Annotated in this window: 12 protein-coding genes and 1 pseudogene; 8 read left to right on the forward strand and 5 right to left on the reverse strand. The window is 30.6% G+C overall.

Features of this window, described 5'->3' with window-relative positions:
- The first annotated feature begins 102 nt into the window (after positions 1-102).
- Together VLK81_RS04540 and VLK81_RS09840 are read left to right on the forward strand one after the other, a co-directional pair.
- Positions 103-3,252, forward strand: a complete 3,150-nt coding sequence (locus VLK81_RS04540; protein WP_324619487.1) for a DEAD/DEAH box helicase — start codon at positions 103-105, stop codon at positions 3,250-3,252.
- Positions 3,253-3,589: 337 nt separating this feature from the next.
- Positions 3,590-4,517: pseudogene (locus VLK81_RS09840) on the forward strand (IS30 family transposase).
- A gap of 108 nt (positions 4,518-4,625) precedes the next feature.
- On the opposite strand, the gene VLK81_RS04550 reads toward VLK81_RS09840, so the two are convergent.
- Positions 4,626-5,570, reverse strand: coding sequence for an Abi family protein (locus tag VLK81_RS04550; RefSeq protein ID WP_324619489.1), 945 nt, complete (start codon positions 5,568-5,570; stop codon positions 4,626-4,628).
- Positions 5,571-6,133: 563 nt separating this feature from the next.
- On the opposite strand from VLK81_RS04550, the gene VLK81_RS04555 reads away from it, so the two are divergent.
- The 4 genes from VLK81_RS04555 to VLK81_RS04570 all read left to right on the forward strand — a co-directional run bounded on the left by VLK81_RS04555 (position 6,134) and on the right by VLK81_RS04570 (position 8,815).
- Positions 6,134-6,637 (forward strand): AAA family ATPase, encoded by a 504-nt coding sequence (locus VLK81_RS04555; protein ID WP_324619490.1) that lies wholly within the window; start codon positions 6,134-6,136, stop codon positions 6,635-6,637.
- A 153-nt stretch (positions 6,638-6,790) separates the two neighbouring features.
- Complete coding sequence (locus VLK81_RS04560) at positions 6,791-7,276, forward strand: NUDIX hydrolase (RefSeq protein ID WP_324619491.1); 486 nt, start codon at positions 6,791-6,793, stop codon at positions 7,274-7,276.
- A gap of 41 nt (positions 7,277-7,317) precedes the next feature.
- Positions 7,318-7,776, forward strand: a complete 459-nt coding sequence (locus VLK81_RS04565) for a GNAT family N-acetyltransferase (RefSeq protein WP_324619492.1) — start codon at positions 7,318-7,320, stop codon at positions 7,774-7,776.
- 145 nt (positions 7,777-7,921) lie between these two features.
- The gene (locus tag VLK81_RS04570; RefSeq protein WP_324619493.1) at positions 7,922-8,815 is read left to right on the forward strand and encodes a GIY-YIG nuclease family protein; all 894 of its coding nucleotides are present in this window, start codon (positions 7,922-7,924) and stop codon (positions 8,813-8,815) included.
- A gap of 245 nt (positions 8,816-9,060) precedes the next feature.
- On the opposite strand, the gene VLK81_RS04575 is transcribed toward VLK81_RS04570, so the two are convergent.
- The 4 genes from VLK81_RS04575 to VLK81_RS04590 form a co-directional block, all read right to left on the reverse strand.
- Positions 9,061-9,993 (reverse strand): IS30 family transposase, encoded by a 933-nt coding sequence (locus VLK81_RS04575; RefSeq protein ID WP_324619494.1) that lies wholly within the window; start codon positions 9,991-9,993, stop codon positions 9,061-9,063.
- 160 nt (positions 9,994-10,153) lie between these two features.
- Complete coding sequence (locus VLK81_RS04580; protein ID WP_324619495.1) at positions 10,154-10,780, reverse strand: response regulator transcription factor; 627 nt, start codon at positions 10,778-10,780, stop codon at positions 10,154-10,156.
- On the reverse strand, positions 10,770-12,059 hold the full coding sequence (locus tag VLK81_RS04585; RefSeq protein WP_324619496.1) for a sensor histidine kinase: 1,290 nt from the start codon (positions 12,057-12,059) through the stop codon (positions 10,770-10,772). The genes VLK81_RS04580 and VLK81_RS04585 overlap by 11 nt, the downstream gene beginning before the upstream one ends.
- Positions 12,056-13,552, reverse strand: a complete 1,497-nt coding sequence (locus VLK81_RS04590; RefSeq protein WP_324619497.1) for a hypothetical protein — start codon at positions 13,550-13,552, stop codon at positions 12,056-12,058. Before VLK81_RS04590 ends, VLK81_RS04585 begins: the two co-directional genes overlap by 4 nt.
- A gap of 937 nt (positions 13,553-14,489) precedes the next feature.
- Here VLK81_RS04590 and VLK81_RS04595 point away from each other — a divergent pair.
- Positions 14,490-15,692, forward strand: a complete 1,203-nt coding sequence (locus tag VLK81_RS04595; RefSeq protein ID WP_324619498.1) for an SPFH domain-containing protein — start codon at positions 14,490-14,492, stop codon at positions 15,690-15,692.
- Between the two features lie 10 nt (positions 15,693-15,702).
- Positions 15,703-17,244, forward strand: a complete 1,542-nt coding sequence (locus tag VLK81_RS04600; RefSeq protein ID WP_324619499.1) for a TFIIB-type zinc ribbon-containing protein — start codon at positions 15,703-15,705, stop codon at positions 17,242-17,244.
- The last annotated feature ends 492 nt before the right edge of the window (positions 17,245-17,736 follow it).

A 17,736-nucleotide genomic window follows, 5' to 3' on the forward strand; every position in this document is an offset into this window, starting at 1 on the left:
TATAGATTAGGATAGTGAACTACACAAAAATGTGATAATTGACAAATAGCCTACAAAATTATAGAACAAAAAGCGAGAAATCAATTAACAAAGGAGCATAACATGAACCAAAAAGAAAGAATACTAGAATCATGGATTATGGTGGAGCATTTATCGGAGGGAGATATCAATTTAAATGACAGTAAAATTCTAACTTTTCAAAATCTTAAAGATTATGATTTCTATGATTTATTTAAGAAAAAGATTAAATATCTTAATTTAAATTCACATCAAAAAGGCGGGATAGTTGTATATTTTGATATTTACAAATTTACAGAAGTAATAGATTTTTTGAGAGATAAATTCAACCTTCCAGTGTCCAATCAAGAAATCACTTTAGGAAACAAATTTTCATTTGCATTGTATTTCGATAAGGATTTGAAGATAAATAATGATATGACTTTTTTAACAGAAAGCTTTTATATTAGAAACTTTCATAAAATTCCTTCAGAAAAAGAGTTTAAGGAATATGAGGAAGATTTCAACAAGAAAATTCAAGAAATATTTGACTGTCCAGAAAATAAAGCTTATAAAGATTGGTTCAATAAGGCTATACTGAATATTTTAAAAATGAATAAAATAGACATTAATAATTGCAGGATGAAACCTTTGAAAAATTTGGAGACCGATGCAATTAATCTACATTCATTTTTCATTAATGATTTGCAAAAGGCGAAATCTGTTCATTCGAAAAACTTGAATGATTATTTGCCTGGAGATTGTTCAAATAGAAAAGATTTAGATAGTAGAAGTACTTCTCCTAAGTTTAATAAATATATTTTTACAGAGATTTTACAGCCAAACAACTATCCTTTGTCTAGATTTCCGAGTAATATACAATATGCACCATCTTTTATGCAACAAATCGCAATCAATTTGTCTTTAGGATATGATTCTAATAATATGAGAAGTGTAAATGGGCCTCCAGGAACAGGGAAAACAACACTTTTGAGGGACATTTTTGCACAATTATTAGTAGATCAATCCTACGAAATCACAAAACTAAACAACAAAAAGATTACGGGAAATGACGAGACTGTTTACTGGGAAAGTGGATCATACAAAGCTTCAATTGGCATACTTCCAGCACAAATAGCAGAAAATGGGATTATTGTTGCAAGTTCCAACAATGGAGCTGTGAAAAACATTGTAGATAAACTTCCACTAATATCAGAAATCGATAATTCATTGGTAGATGAAATAAAAAGAATAGATTATTTTAAAGATATTTCTAATTCTAAACTTTCAACAGAATGGATAGAAGAAAATGGAAAATATATAGAGAAATTAGAAGCCGAGAAACAATTAGAAAAATTCTGGGGATTGTTTTCTCTTGAAGGTGGAAGAAAAGAAAACATGGAGTACATAATCACTGTATTAAAGCATGTGGTTAATGATTTAAAAAACAATTATATTTCTGATAATAATGTCTATAGTGAATTTGAGAAAAAATACAATGAAGCATTATCTTATAGAAATAAGAGACAAGAGATATCGGATAAATACTTCTCTATAGAAAAATTTGAATACGAATTATTAAACAAAAAATCAAAATTCAGTAAAAATGTAAAACTCAGAGAATGCGAGTTCAGTAATTTAAAAAATAAAGTTAATTTAAAATTAGAAGAATTATATTTGAACAAAAGTCATTTGAATCAAAAAGTAAATGAATTGAAGAATGATTCGTCAAATATAAGTGAAAATAAAAAAATGATTGAAAATAGCATAGATGTCCTCAAATTACAAAAGCCAGGATTTTTCCAATTCAGTAGGAAAAAAACATATAATGAGCAGATGAGGAAATACTCTGACGATTTAATAAAAATATTAGAGCAAGAAAGATCGACAAAATTAAAGATAGATGCTTTTATAAAAGATTTAAAACATATCGAAGATCAAATTTTGTATGAAAATAAGCTTATCGAAGATAAAAACTCAGAGATTGTTCGAGCGATTCAAAATGAGGATAAAGAAATAAAAAAACTTCAAGAAAAAATAAGAGACATGAAAAATGTATTAGTAAATACAGATGCTAATGTGTTGGATTTTGCATTGCCATATGATGATTTGCAAATGAGTAATCCTTGGTTTGATGAAGAGTATCGTAGAATTCAGTCTGAACTATTCATAATTGCACTGAAAGTTCGCAAACAATTCTTATATGAAAATATAAAAAATATTGAAGCTGCAACTAGGATATGGAACAAACAACAAAATTACTTGGATAAAAATATCGTTATACAAGAAGCGTGGAATTGGATTAACATGACAGTTCCAGTTATTAGTTCCACATTTGCAAGTATGGGAAGGATGTTTTCGAATATTCAAGCAAATTCTTTGGGACATTTATTCATTGACGAAGCAGGACAAGCCTTGCCCCAAGCAAGCGTTGGCGCGATTTTTAGATGTAAGCACGTTATGGCAGTTGGAGATCCAGCCCAAATCAAACCAGTTTTAACATTAGACTCATATATACTTAGTTTGTTGGGACAAAATTATGGAGTTGGACAAGCTTATCTATCAGAAGATGCATCAACACAGACACTTATTGACAGTGTTAGTCAATATGGATTTTACAAAGATTTGAATAATCCTGAAGATTGGATAGGAATTCCTTTATGGGTACACAGACGTTGCAAGTATCCAATGTTCAACATATCAAATGAAATCTCTTATGGTGGTAACATGGTTCAAGGAAATAAATTAGACGGAAAAGCAGAATGGTATGATGTTGGAGGATCTGCGGATAATAAATATGTGAAAGAGCAAGGAGATTTTTTAGTTAAAAAAATAAGAGAACTATCAGAACATAACGAAGATATTTTAGACGAATCTAAGAAAGACCAAGTCTATGTAATATCTCCATTTAAAAATGTAGCTTATAATTTATCCAGAAAACTCGCAGCAGATCTTAAATTCACGAGATATGATAGTAAAGATAGTCCGACAAATGTAGGAACAGTACACACATTCCAAGGGAAAGAAGCACCAATAGTATTCTTGGTTTTAGGAGCGGATGAAAAAAGCAAGGGAGCTGCAAACTGGGCAATGGGATCTGAAAATCCAAACATAATGAACGTATCAGCAACTAGAGCTAAAAAAGAGTTTTATATAATTGGAGATAAAAAGCTGTACTCAAACTTGGGTAGTGATGTTATAGATAAAACGATGAACGAAATTAGAAAATTTAATTCAAAACCAAAAGAATGCTAACACGACACAAAAATCTCCCGAAACATAAGGTGATCCCATAAAGTTGGACTTAATACCAGGACTGGTAGTTTACTAGTTCTGGTATTAGTTTATTGCTTTCCACCCATATGTGTGGAAATTTTTATGATGCATTTTGTTCTCTATATTCCACCAGATTTAAATATCCTAGTTTTTATTTTATTCTATCTTTTTGTAATATTAGATATATTCTTCTAATGTTTCTTTTAATTCTTCATATGATACATTGTAAAATTAAGTGCGACACCTCAAATAAAAAAAACTCATACTAACTTCGTGTAAAATGTTAATAACCACAAAAACACATACGGAGGTTAGTATGAGCTACAAACATCTTACACTAAACGATAGAAATAAAATAGAAGTTTCGAACAAGGAAGGTTATTCTTCTAGAAGAATATCTAAAGTTTTAGGCTTTCACCATTCTACTATTGCAAGGGAACTTAAAAGATGCAAAAGTGAATATAAAGCTAAGTCAACTAAAGAATACAAAAGATCTAAATCTTGTTTAAATGGCAGCAAATTAAGTCGGCTAAAGAAATAATAAAAATTATTAGAAAAAACTAAATCTAAGGTGGTCAGCTAAACTAATTTCAAATACACTATTTAATGAAAAATTATATTTAAAAAAATTTACAACTGGATTTACTCTGGAGCAATAGATTTTGATATCAGAAAGTTAAGAAGAAAAGGAAAATCCAGACAAAGAAAAGAAACAAGGGGTAAATATAATGTTGAAAATTCCATTAGAAGAAGGTCTAAAACTATAAAAACAGACAAGAGTTTGGCCATTGGGAATTAGATACTGTTGTATCTTCAAGAGGAAAAAGCAAAGGATACTTAGCTACTTTTGTCCTAAGAAAGACAAGATTTTACGTAGAACTATCTATGAAAGACAGATCAAAAGAATCTATGCTTAAAGCTATGAAAAAACTAATAAATACACTTCCAAAATTAGCTTTAAAAAGCTTTACATCTTAATGGGTAAAGAATTTGCTTGTTACAACAAAATTGAAGATATGGGTGTAGAGTTTTATTTTGCTAATCCGTATTCGGCCTGGCAAAGAGGTAGCAATGAAAATTTAAATGGCTTGCTCAGAGAATATTACCCATAGAAGACAGATTTGGCGAAAATATCTGTGGAAAATCTAATTAAAAATTTAATGTAGCTCAATAACAGACCAAGAAAGTGTCTAAATTATCAAACTCCATTTGAAATGTTTCTGCACGAACTTAGTTTAATCTAAGTGTCGCAGTATTATTTGTAATTCATCATTTAAATAAATGGCCTAAAATAGGCATATTAAATTGAATAATCATAATCAAATGAAAAAAATAAGTAGTTAAGTTAATAACTACTTATTAGGAAATCCTGAAATTGAAAAAATATCATCAATTGAGATACTAGTAAATTTATCCTCATATTTATTTTTGATGGAGCTAATTGATGTGATTAAAGATTGGTATTCTTTTTTGGGAATAACTAGTTTAAGGACCAATATTAAATCATGTAAATTTTTTCCAGTATAATTCTCATCAAAAAACTTTTCAAATATAGCGGTTTGACCAGCTTTATTCAATGAGAAAGAATACATGACTTCATCATGGGCACAAACATTTCTGAAAAAATTACAGATTTTAATTATGTCTATAAGTTCAGTTTTACTAATTTTTTCTCTAGACTGGTAACTATCTTTATATTTTTCACCAAAATCTCTAGCAATTTTATTTTGAAGAGATTCATCTAGGGAATTATAAAAATAAGACATATTTCCTAAAGTAAGGAAATTTACAAGAACCCAAAGAGGAATATGGTCATGCTTTTTTATATAATGCTTAATAGGTTTCTTGCCATTTGAATTTTTATTTTCTCTACTTATGGCATTGGATAATGTCCCTATATTTTTCAAAACATAATTTAGCTGATGCTTTGATGCAGAATAATTTTCAATTTGTAAGTAAGGATATAGTCCATCTCTGTATAAGTCTGAAAAATGATAAGCACAGGATGTTTTTAGAAGTTTCTCAAAACGGAGCAGAGAAGAAAAAATCACTTCTTTTAATTTACGATCCATTTCATGAAGAGCATAAATTTCTTCAAAACTACTACCAGCTTTATATACATCTTCTACCTCATTAGAAGATGTATTGTCTAAAAATGGAGTTTTATAGCCATTGATAAGGTTATAATAATTAACTTGTGATAAAATAATCTTAGCATATTCTGGATTATTAATGCCTAAACCTCTATTTGAGAGTATTTCGATTTGTTCATCATAAGTTTTAAACGGTTTACTCATATACACACCTCATAAAAAAACGCCCCGCCACGTATGGCAAGGGCTTGTTCCTTAACTAAATTATAGCAGAATTATACTTAAAGTCAAGGATTGTAAGAAATAATTTTTTATGATGTATAATAAGAGATAGATATGTTCCCACATACTAGGATTTTGAAAAATCATTAAATTTATCCATGCTGACAACTCAAGCCACGTCGAGACGGTTGAACTTTTGTCCCAATTGAAACAAAAGCCGGATGACTAAATTAATGTCACGATTGAACTTGATGATGTGGATATAACATCGCAGAGACTAAGGCAACATATGATAAGATAAAAAAGTATGTGTCTGAACATAATGCTGGCATGAAGGTTTTCAATCTGTATATTTCACAGATAAAGAGAAAATGTGGAATTGATGTTGGAAAGAATTATTATTTACCTAAAAATGAAGATAGTAGGAAGCCACAGTGTCTAGAAGATAAAGAGAGTGCAATTGTGGAGGCATTGAAGCATTTTAAGATGATTCAGCAGAAATAAAATGAGTTTGATAAACTTGAATTTGTGGAGAATACCGACTTATGAAAATACATATTATTGGTTGCAGTGGTTCTGGAAAAACCTATTTAGCAAATAAACTTTCAAAAAAGTATAATATTTCCCATTTCGACTTAGATGATATTCAATGGGATAATAACGCCAAAGAATATGGCAAAAAGAGAACGCTTGATGAGCGAAAAGCGTTATTACAAGAAATATTATATAATAATAATGAGTGGATAATTGAGGGGGTATATTATTCCTGGGTACAGCAAAGTTTTGATGAAGCTGATAAAATATATGTTTTAGATATGCCTGGTTATTTATATAAAAGTAGAATTATTATGCGCTCTATAAAAAGAAAATTAGGAATACAAAAAGGAAAAAGAGAAACCTTGAAATCGGTCTATAATCTTTTGAAATGGACTGAAACTTTTCAGAATAAAAATCTTAAAGAAATAAGAAGTATTATAGATAGATATGATGATAAAGTTATTTGGCTATCAAGAAAAAAAGATGTAGATAAAATAATAAAGGCGGTATGATAACTTCCAGTTTGTATGTATGGTAAATCTAAACTGTATTTTAGCAATACTATTAATACTTTGAAAGGATTGTAACAACAATTTGGACAATATAGAAGTTAGTGTTAGATCAATGCACGAGATATGATAAGTTAGAAATTAAAGGAGATAGAGATGGAATATGATTGTGGTTTTAAAAAAGGAAATAAATGGTTTAGATATAGAGCAGCAGCAATTATAGTAGAAGATGATTGCGTCTTGTTTGCAGGAAATGAAGTTGATGACTATTACTACTCCATAGGGGGTGGAGTCCATTTAGGTGAAACATCTGAAGAAGCTGTAAAAAGGGAAGTGTTTGAAGAAACAGGGGTCAGTTATGAGATAGATCATCTTGCTGTGATACACGAGAATTTCTTTATTGGAAGTTCAGATTTAGAGGGAGTAGACTGCCATGAGATTGCCTTTTATTACATGATGAAACCAAAGGGCAATAAGAATCTTAAAAGCCAGAGCCTTACTATGGGCGGAGTAAAAGAATCTATGCGCTGGATAGCAATTAATGACCTTGATAAATACAATGCTTATCCATCATTTATGAAAGAATATCTTAGGTCGAAGCATAGCGGCGTAGAGCATATCATTACAGATGAAAGGGATTAAAAATAATTATATTATTTAAATGATATTAAAGAGGTGAAATTATGAAATATACTTTTGAAAAACTAAACAAAGAAAATTTTAGTAAGTATTATGATTATTTATCATTGGCAACGGCATTGGAACCGGAAATTATGTGCTCAACAGATATAAATAAAGAAGAACTTTATGAAAGATTAGATGATGAATTAACTAAAAGAAGCACTTCAATACTTGCTATGTATGAAGATAAGGTGGTCGGGAGAGTCGAATATCATTTTTATTCCTGTTTTCAAGACGGATATAGAATATGCTATGTTGACTGGGTGTATGTATTGCCGGAGAATAGAAATAAAGGAATAGCAAAAAATCTATTTAATGAAATGACTATTGATTGCGTTAAACATAATATTGATGAAATAAGATTAATAAGATCTACAAATAAAAATGCAAATGACTTTTACGAAAGTTTTAAATCTGCTAAAATTTGCGAGCTGCCATTTTTTATACAACATTTATATTAAAAGATTTAGGTGCATCTACTAAGAGATAAAACTTTTTAGGGACAGTTCAGATTAAATTTTGGGGCTATATTTTTAAAAAAATATTCAAAAAATATATTTTAATCTGTTATATTGTATATAGTTATTAAATGTTCGGGGTGAAGCAATGAAAAACAGTAAAAATTTTAATCTTTTTTTAATGGATGGAGAAGTTACAGGTAGAATTAAATGTACTTTGTCAAATTGGACTGGAGTGGCTTATAAAATTCCTAGAGTACATTTAGATAAATGCAAGGATAGACAGGATTTAAAGCAAAGTGGAGTATATTTTTTGTTTGGCAAGAACGACAACGAAGAAGATGAAGTATATATTGGTCAAGCTGGAATAAGGAAAAATGGTGATGGAGTTTTAGTTAGAGTTAATGAACATTTGAAAGATGACTTTTATTTTTCTGATTGTGTAATGCTGACCACACAAAACAATTCATTTGTTCCTACTGAAATTTCTTATTTAGAAAATAAATTTACTAATATGGTTATAGAGACGGATAGATTTAAAGTTAGAAATTGGAACGATCCTAATCCTGGACATGTTACTGAAGAAAAAGAATCAGAGTTAGAAGATTTTATAGAGTATTCTAAAATGGTTCTTGGTGTTTTAGGTTATAAAATATTTGTTCCTTTAATAGAGGATAAGACACAGTTAGATAAGACAAATCAAGATGATGAACTGATACTATTTTTGTCAAGAACAATTAGAAAAACTAATAGATTAATTAAAGCTAAATGTAAAAGAACTAATGAGGGTTTTGTTGTATTAAAAGATAGTATGATAGAGGAAATGGATTCACAGGCAATACCAAAATCGATTAAAGATTTAAGAGAAAAAATTAAAAATAACAATGGTATAGTTAATGGTAAGATTACAAAAGATTATTTATTTAACAGTCCTTCATATGCAGCTTCTTTTGTTCTCGGAATGGAAACAAATGGTAGAACTAATTGGAAAACTGAAAACGGGGTGACACTTAAAGATTTTGAAGAAGATGGGTTTAAATAGTAAAAAGTTATTTTAAGAAAAGTCTACAGATAATAAATACCTTTTTTTATAATTTACTGCTTTAAGATTTTGTATTGTTTTAATGATAAAAAATAGAATTTAAGATTACAAAAACGCTAAAATTTAGTTGTTATCATAGGTTTATTTAATAAATATTGGAATAATCATATAAATAATTAGTTCGTGGCAGGTCAAAACTATTTAGGATTAATTTAATTGATGAATTGCAAATAATATTGCGACACTTACTCTAAACTAAGTTCGTGCATAAATATTTCAAACGGAGTTTGATAATTTAGACACTTTCTAGGTCTATTATTAAGCTCCATTATATTTTTAATTAAATCTTCAACTTCAATTTTAGCCAAATCTGTTTTCTTTGGATAATATTCTCTTAATAAACCATTTGAATTTTCGTTACTTCCTCTTTGCCATGCTGAATATGGGTCGGCAAAATAGAAGTCTATTCCCATATTTTCAATTTCTTTATAACAAGCAAATTCCTTACCTCTATCTGAAGTGAAACTTTTTAAAGCAAATTCTGGTAGAGATTTTATTAGCTTTTTCATAGCTTCAAGCATTGAATCTTTACTTCTATCTTTCATAGGTAAAGCTATATAGAACCTTGATTTCATTTCAACGAAGGTTGCGAGGCATCCTTTGTTTTTTCCTCTTGATGACTCAACAGTATCTAATTCCCAATGCCCGAATTCTACTCTCTTTTTAACTCTATTAGGTCTTTTTCTTATAGAGGTTCCAATATTAAACCTCCCTCTAGTTTCTTTAGACTTTCTTGATTTTCCTTTTCTTCTAAGTTTGCTTAGGTCGAATTCAATAAATCCTGAATAAAGCCAATTATATATGGTTTTAAAGGAAACGATTCTAGATAGCACGGTAGATGCTATCTGTTCTTGTGACAATTTAGAGTTTAGTTTATTTAGGATTATATTTTTTATGGTATCAGTATATTTAGTTTTTCTTCCTTTATGTGATGCCTTATATCTCTTGTCTTTATCTGCATCTACTGCTTTGTAAGTCCCCTTGCATCTTTTTAGTTCTCTAGATATTGTTGAATGGTGAAACCCTAAAATTTCCGATATCCTTCTAGAAGAATATCCTTCTTTGTGTAAAACCTCTATCTTATTTCTTTCGTTTAGTGTAAGATATTTATGACTCATATTAACCTCCGTGTGTGTTTTTGTCGTTACTAACATTTTACACGAAGTTAGTTAATATGAGTTTTTATTTTTTATTTAGTGTCGCATTTAATTTTACAACTTATCAATTAAAAAAACTAAGGGCTCATTTTAAACCCTTAGTATATATAGATCATATTTTTTAATCATCTTCTATTACAAATCCGGTTATTCGAGCTTGGATTGCAAGCTGAGTACGGCTTGAAAATCCAGTTTTATCTAGAAGATGTTTTATATGGGTTTTTACAGTGTTTAGTGAAATTCCAAGGCTTTCTGAGATTTTATCGTTGCCTACTCCTGTAGTTAGGAGTCTAAGGACTTGGATTTCTCTAGGCGTTAGTTCAGTTGATTTCGCCATTCCAAGTTTGACCTCTGGGGTTTCCATCGGATATATAGATTCTCCTTTGAGCGTCCTTTCAATAATTTCTAATATTGTTTCTTCAGATGCTTCTTTGTACCAAAAACTTTCAATTCCAATTTTTCTTGCCCTATCCATCCAAGATACTTCAGGCATACTGGTAACTGCGATAATCTTTAATTCTGGTTTCAACTTTTTTATTTTTTCAGCTGCATCAAGGCCGTTTGATCCGTCCTGCATAAGTATATCCATAATTACGAGATCTAACTTACTATTTAGTACATAGGTATCTGCAAACATAGCAGTATCAACACAGTAAGTAACTTCATAGTCTGGGCACTGGTTTATATATAATTTAAACATTTCACGGGAGACGAATTGATCATCTACTATCATTATTTTATAGGTCATAGTTTACTCCTTTCGGCCAGGATAGATCTAGAATAAAATTCGAATCTAACTGTATGGCCATTTTGCCGCCACAATTTTCTATTCTTTGACGGATATTTTTTAATCCGCCTTTTTCTACTATGGGATTTTTGGATAAAATTCCATCATTTTTTATTTTGCAGTGGATATTTGAACTATTCTCACTAAGTTTAATCCATATATTTTTAGCATGTCCGTGACGAATGGCATTGTTAAGTGCTTCGTGAATTATCTCAACCAAGAGATTTAGGTCTCCTTCAGCTTTAGGAGGATTTCCATCTACGTGTACTACAACTCCGATATCTTTGGCGGTCGATATAAGCTTTTTAAATTTAGCAAAACTTTTTGATAAATCTCGATCTTCACTTGTGAAATCATTATTTTCATCAAGCATTACTAGACTCTCCATCCATAAATTTATAAGTTTTTCCCGATCTTCCTTAGACTTTTTCTCCATATCTAAATATCGTTTAAAATAGATTAAAGATTGACCAATCTTGTCATGGATTTTGATCTTTGCTTGCAAGATTTCCTTCTGTCTAGTGTACTCTCCAACATTTTTTTGATATTCTTTTAAACTTGCGTTGATTTTTTCAATCTGTTTATTTTTTTTCTCAATCTCTTGGTATAGTTCCCATTCAAGGGTTATATTATAAGCTAGAGTTTCCCTCACATTTTCGTGAAGAATAACCTTAATCTGCCAAATTTTTCCTAGGGCTTCTACTACAAGGGGATTTCTCTGCAAGATATGAACTTCTTTTTTTATTTTGTTTTTTCTTAAATCTTCTGAGCATGCTACATCATTTACAAGCATTCTGCCAAATACTTCATAGCTAATATTTTGCATTACCCTATTAACCAAGAGGGGAGTACCATCCAATTTTGAAAAACAAATGCCATCTGTAAGATTGTCCATGCTCTCTTTGATAGAATTCTTGCCTATAATTTTTTTATTAGTCTTAATAAAGTTTACTAAAAATATAGTTTCTGAGATTATGAGAAATATATCATAGATTATAAATAAATAAAGTGGAAGATCTACGAGAACTTTTGCCATGTAGAGCTTTCCTGTTCCAATCTCTGCCAAAACCTGCATCGGTAAAAAACTTAGAAGGAAGATGAGTACTCCTTTTACAAAATACTTGGAATGAATGTTGGTATTGGCTACTTCAATAATTATTTTTATGCTTGCGACTAATATGACAGTATTTAATAAAAATAAAATAGCAAGCTGATATGTTTTTAGATTAATAAGAGTCATAGATTCCTCCTTGCAAGAGAAATACATAGATTTATTTCACCATCTAGCATATCTTCTTCTATTAAGAATCCACATTTTTCATAAGTAGATCCATACTTACTTAGAAAGGACCCAGGTCTTGCACCCTTTAAATTAATACTTAGCTCAGGATTATTCTTTTTCCTATATAGGCTTACATGGAGGGAATCAATTCCAGGCATATAAAATTCTAATGCATATTGAAAAATCTCATAAAGATCAAGTGAGAACCCTGCATCAAATCTTCCATTTAACTTCCAATCCATACTTGTTTTAACACCGCTAAGTTTCAAATAATCTAAGGATTCAGAAAATGCGAGTTTTAGTTCAGAAAGTTCAAGTGACTTTTTATTCTTTGTAATTAAAAACAAATTTGAATATCTTTTGATATATACATCGAGAAAACAAGCATGCGTTAGTTTTATCTCAAATAAGTTTTCATCTTCTGGCAGGTTCATCAGAATATATTTGAGCTGATCGAACTGAGGCTTAAGCTTCATGTGAATATGTTCTCTGATTTCTCTTTGTTCCTCAACCTTAACCATATTCTTTTTTAAGGCATTTTTTGCCTTTAGAAGTTCATTTTCATTTAGCATATCCTCACTCATATTAAGTAGCTTTCTCTTTAGTTTGTTGAAATCGCTAAGATCTATAAACCAAAAAGATTTGCCGCCATTTATATTTGCACTTTCAAGTAGGGTATCCTCATCAATAAGAACAGGAGTATGAAGTGATTTTTCAATAAGATAGGGATCGATATTTCTATACTTATTCGGGCTGAAGATTATCTCACCATTTGAATCCATAATCCCAATATTTAAAGATGATAACTGCAAAAATGATTCGTAGCCTCTGTTTGAAGGTAGAAGTCTCATAAATACCAAGGATTCTATAAAAAGCACTACCATCAAGATATTAAACTCTGCACTCTTAAAAATAATCTTAAAATATTCAAAGGGCTCCCAAGCAATCATGTATAAAAAAGTATAAATTCCCCAAATAAAAATGATAAAAATGGGAAGTTTTACAGAAGTTAAATGTTTGTTTTTAAACGAATATAGCATAGTGATGGCGAGGGTAAAAAGAGCCAAGAGGCCTATGTATATAATTACTAGATAAAATATTGGTCCATACTGATTTAGACCAGTATTACTTGGATCAAGAGAAAATACAAGACCATGGTAATCGTTTGTTATCGTAAAAATCACAGCAATACTGGTAGGAATCCATAGAAGTTTCCAAAATTTACTAATATTTTCTCTCTCAGATTTTCCAACATAGAGTGATGTTAAAAAAACTAGTTGAGTAAGCACCGGTGGAAAGGTAAAATAAAGATACCTTATATATCTTATTGCAGCTTCATTTCCAATAAAGATTTCATACTTTATTGTTCTAACAGTTAGGTAAGATATTAGAAGAATACCAATAAGCATAAACCTTAAAACTACAGAATTTCTTAGAACTCTATTTCTCATATTTCTCATCCAGAGAAAAATTACAAAGGTATATAGAATAAATACAATAGTATGTACAGGAAAAACTATATAATTATAATAATCCAAAGCATGTAAAAGACAGGCGAGAAAAACCAAACAAATTGAAACAATATAACTTATGATTTCTTTGCGATACATATAAGCCCCCTTAAAAATGCCTACAAAATAAATTATTTAAAATATTAAATTAATAGAATAAAGAAATTCTTTTTTTTTATTATATCAAAAAGAATACTTTTATTCTACTTTTAATTCTATTTACAAGAATTTATTATAAATTTTACAAAATATCATCCTTTCGGGTGATGCAAAAAATTAAAAATTTTGTATAATAAAGATAGAAAGTGGAAAATATTTTTCTATAAAAAAAGGAGAATAAAAAAGAATAAAATTAGAATATAAAAAAATTTTTCTAGAATTTTAGTGATTATAGTTACTATTTATAATCTATTTACTTAGTCTCTTTATTCAGAATTTATAATTAGCTAGAAAAGTTTTGAGTCTTATAAACTTTAGTTGAGTTATATTTTAAGCTGTGCTGGAGTTTTTTGATATAAATGCTATCTAGGCTATACAAAGAACTTTCTATCTTAAAGCAAAGTTCTAATATGTGATTAAGACCACTCAAAAAATTCTATTTATTAGCTTATATAATGACTATAAAATGTTAAAATATAGGTGTGGGATTTAAAGATTAAGTTTAATAGCTATGAGCTTGAAAGTATTATGGTCAAAAAATTTTTTGCTTTGTTATTTGAAAGCATAGTTCTAATTTTAAGATTTTTTTAGAGTTTGTAGGTAAATATTTTTCCTAAAAAGATATATGTTTCATATTGGAGATGGCAAAGTTAATAGTAGATTTTAAATTATTTTTAAGTAAATTAAATTTTAAAGATTAAATAAGGAGGATATTATTATGGGATTTATTAAAGCATTTACAGGAGCCTTAAGTGGAAGTTTTGCAGACCAATGGCTAGATTTTTATGGACCAGGATCTCTTGAGTCAGGCACTTTAGGTATATTTCCAGCTAAGCCACAAGGACAAAATAAGGGTCGTGGAGAAAATACTAAGGGTAATAACAATATTATATCAAATGGAAGTAAGATTTTAGTACCTGAAGCTACTGCTCTAATTACTATGCAAGATGGTATGATTACTGGCATAGTTAATGAGCCAGGAGGATTTATCTACTCATCAGACGATGTGAATTCACAAAGTATATTCGCAGGTGATGGTCTTACTGGTTCACTTATAAAATCTACTTGGGAGAAAATTAAATTTGGCGGTCAACCAGGTTCAGAGCAATTAGCTTTCTATGTAAATCTTAAGGAGATACCAAAAAATAGATTTGGTACTCAAAGTGAAATATATTGGGATGATGCCTTCTTTGGCACACAAGTTGGAGCTGTGACAAGAGGAACATATACTTTAAAGATAGTAGATCCACTACTATTTGTTAGGAACTTTGTTCCTCAAAAGTATCTAGTTCCAAACGCTCCCGCATTTGATTTTCAAGATATGGATAATGAAGCTGCAGAAGAATTATTCAATGAAGTAGTTTCATCACTTTCAGCAGCATTTTCTAATTATACTAACGACCCAAGTAAAGGTAATCGTATGAGTAAAATTCAAGGCGATCAAATAGGGTTTGCTAAGTCATTATCTACTGCAGTTGAAGATGGCTATGAGTGGAAATCTACAAGAGGTCTTGAAATAGCAAAGACTGCTATACTTGCTATAGAGTATGACGAAGACACTAAAGCACTTATGTCAGATGTTAAGAAGGCAGATGCACTATCAAGTACTCGTGGTAACTCATTCTTCCAACAAGCAGCTGCAAGAGGTATAGAAGCAGCTGGTGAAAATGGCGGCGGAGCTAATATGGCATTTATGGGAATGGGAATGAATGCAGCTGGGAATATGATGGGAGCTGTGCAGCAAGAAAATACAGGTAATTCATATAATCCAAACTTTGCTGCTGGCAATCCAAATCCAGCCCCAAATACCAGTCAAGAAGATCCAACAGAAAAATTAATTAATATGAAGAAACTTTTAGATGCAGGAGTTATTACACAAGAAGAGTTTGATAAGGTGAAAAAAGATTTACTTGGCTTATAGAGGTGATCTTATGGCTTTAGATGGAGATACTAAAATTAGAGATATGAGTAGCAATCTCAAAGATGGTCAGGTAAAGTGTCCAAAGTGCGGTGCTACTGACATATCAACCAACACCAAGACAGGTAGGCTTAGATGTAATTTCTGTAGACACGAGTTTGAGCTGGACCTTGCTCCAAAAGATCAAGACATTAGTACTCTAGAGGGCACTACTATGGGAACTGGTGCGGCAGATATTGATAAGGCAGCAGAGGATATAGTAACAGTTAAGTGTGAAAGCTGTGGTGCAGAAGTAATTATAGATACAAAAACTAGCACTCAGGCTAGGTGTCACTGGTGCCGTAATACTCTATCTATTAACAATATAATACCTAATGGAGCAGTACCAGATGTTATATTACCATTTAAGGTTACAAAGAGTGATGCCCAAAAAGAGATTGAGAAATTTGTTAAGCAGAGAAAATTTTTCGCACATCCTAAATTCACGAGAGAGTTTAGCACTGAAAATATTTGTGGGGTCTACTTACCATATATGCTTGTTGATCTTAATGCCCACATGAGATTATGGGGAGAAGGTCAAATAGAGACAGCAAGATATGAGGTCAAGGATGGAGATGAAAAACATACAGAGTATGATGCCGATAGTTATGAAGTAGTAAGAGACTTCGACATTCTAATAGATGACCTATCTATTGAATCTAGTACAGACAAGCTTAATTACTCGGCAAAGGATAAGACAACAAACATCATTAACGCCATAATGCCATTTGATACTGAAAACTGTGTAAAATTTAATTCAGGCTATATGAAGGGTTATACTTCAGAGAAAAGAGATAGTAATATTGAAGCCTTGAGAGAAACTATTGAAGCACAAAGTTCTGATGTAGCAAGATTCGCAGCTAAGGAAACGATTGAAGACTACGATAGAGGAGTAAGATGGGAAGAGGAAGAATATAAAATAAAAGGCGACTCTTGGAAGGCAGCCTATTTACCAATTTGGCTATATAGCTATATGCAAAAGAAAAATGGAAAGAATCTTCTTCACTACGTAGCAGTAAATGCAAGAACTAAAGAGACTATGGGAAGTGTGCCTATAAACTTTACAAAGCTTTTTATTTGTTCAGTCCTTGTTGAAATATTTAGCGGAATTCTAGCATATATACTTAATATAATTGCAGCTATGAGCTACTTTGATGATACTAAGTTTCAAGACTCTAAAGACTTCTTCTGGATATTATTAATATCAGGTTTTCTTTTCTACATTACAATTTATATGCAGTATAGAAACTCAGAAGAAAGACACCACTACGAAAACGAGACCAAACATGAGATAAAGAATTTGCGATGTGAGGACAGGTTCCTTAAGAAACTCACTGGACTTATCAGCTCAGAGATAGAAGGTGAAAACTCTTCAGAACTTAAGGGTAATAGACTTGATTTAAATAAGGACAAAAAACTTAAGAAGGCAAAGGACAAGGGCGTTCTTGATGAAGCAAAGGAGAATAAGAAGAGACTGAATAAGACTCTTGACAAGTCAAAGGATAAGTTAAATTAAATCTAGGAAGAGTGAAACTATGAATAAAGATTTAGAGATGCCTACAAAAAAATAAATTATGAAAAGAAGTTTTATTCCTAGTATTATATCTTTCAAAAAAAGTGTCAAGAAACTAGGCAAAAACTTATATTAGCTGGCACTTATAAGATAAGAAACATTAAATAAAAATATTGTTCAGAGCGTAGACAAAATCCAAAAACGCTTAGTGGGCTACAGAAATTTAGAAATTCTAGTTTCTCTAATGCTGCAGGCCGCAAACTCGCTAAGCTCGACAGTGCGATTTACGGGCGCATTATTTCGTTAAAATTTCTTCCGAATGGAACGCTTCCTTTTGGATTTTGCCTTTTTGTCAACAGTCTGACACTAGATAAAAATAGTGTTTATATTTATTTGCCAGACCTAAAATTTAGCTGTTAAGTTACAAATTTATAAACTCACATAAAGCTAGAAAGTGGAGGCACTCCTTGAAAATTGGAGTGCTTCTGCCATATT

The sequence above is a fragment of the Citroniella saccharovorans genome (assembly GCF_035481615.1).
In the GTDB taxonomy this organism is placed as follows: domain Bacteria; phylum Bacillota; class Clostridia; order Tissierellales; family Peptoniphilaceae; genus Citroniella; species Citroniella saccharovorans.

What these genes read in the sequence shown, in the direction of transcription:
- VLK81_RS04595 (WP_324619498.1), top strand. Translation starts at nt 14,490, where the DNA reads ATGGGATTTATTAAAGCATTTACAGGAGCCTTAAGTGGAAGTTTTGCA.
- VLK81_RS04580 (WP_324619495.1), bottom strand. Translation starts at nt 10,780, where the DNA reads ATGACCTATAAAATAATGATAGTAGATGATCAATTCGTCTCCCGTGAA.
- VLK81_RS04590 (WP_324619497.1), bottom strand. Translation starts at nt 13,552, where the DNA reads ATGAGAAATAGAGTTCTAAGAAATTCTGTAGTTTTAAGGTTTATGCTT.
- VLK81_RS04575 (WP_324619494.1), bottom strand. Translation starts at nt 9,993, where the DNA reads ATGAGTCATAAATATCTTACACTAAACGAAAGAAATAAGATAGAGGTT.
- VLK81_RS04555 (WP_324619490.1), top strand. Translation starts at nt 6,134, where the DNA reads ATGAAAATACATATTATTGGTTGCAGTGGTTCTGGAAAAACCTATTTA.
- VLK81_RS04570 (WP_324619493.1), top strand. Translation starts at nt 7,922, where the DNA reads ATGAAAAACAGTAAAAATTTTAATCTTTTTTTAATGGATGGAGAAGTT.
- VLK81_RS04560 (WP_324619491.1), top strand. Translation starts at nt 6,791, where the DNA reads ATGGAATATGATTGTGGTTTTAAAAAAGGAAATAAATGGTTTAGATAT.
- VLK81_RS04585 (WP_324619496.1), bottom strand. Translation starts at nt 12,059, where the DNA reads ATGACTCTTATTAATCTAAAAACATATCAGCTTGCTATTTTATTTTTA.
- VLK81_RS04550 (WP_324619489.1), bottom strand. Translation starts at nt 5,570, where the DNA reads ATGAGTAAACCGTTTAAAACTTATGATGAACAAATCGAAATACTCTCA.
- VLK81_RS04600 (WP_324619499.1), top strand. Translation starts at nt 15,703, where the DNA reads ATGGCTTTAGATGGAGATACTAAAATTAGAGATATGAGTAGCAATCTC.
- VLK81_RS04540 (WP_324619487.1), top strand. Translation starts at nt 103, where the DNA reads ATGAACCAAAAAGAAAGAATACTAGAATCATGGATTATGGTGGAGCAT.
- VLK81_RS04565 (WP_324619492.1), top strand. Translation starts at nt 7,318, where the DNA reads ATGAAATATACTTTTGAAAAACTAAACAAAGAAAATTTTAGTAAGTAT.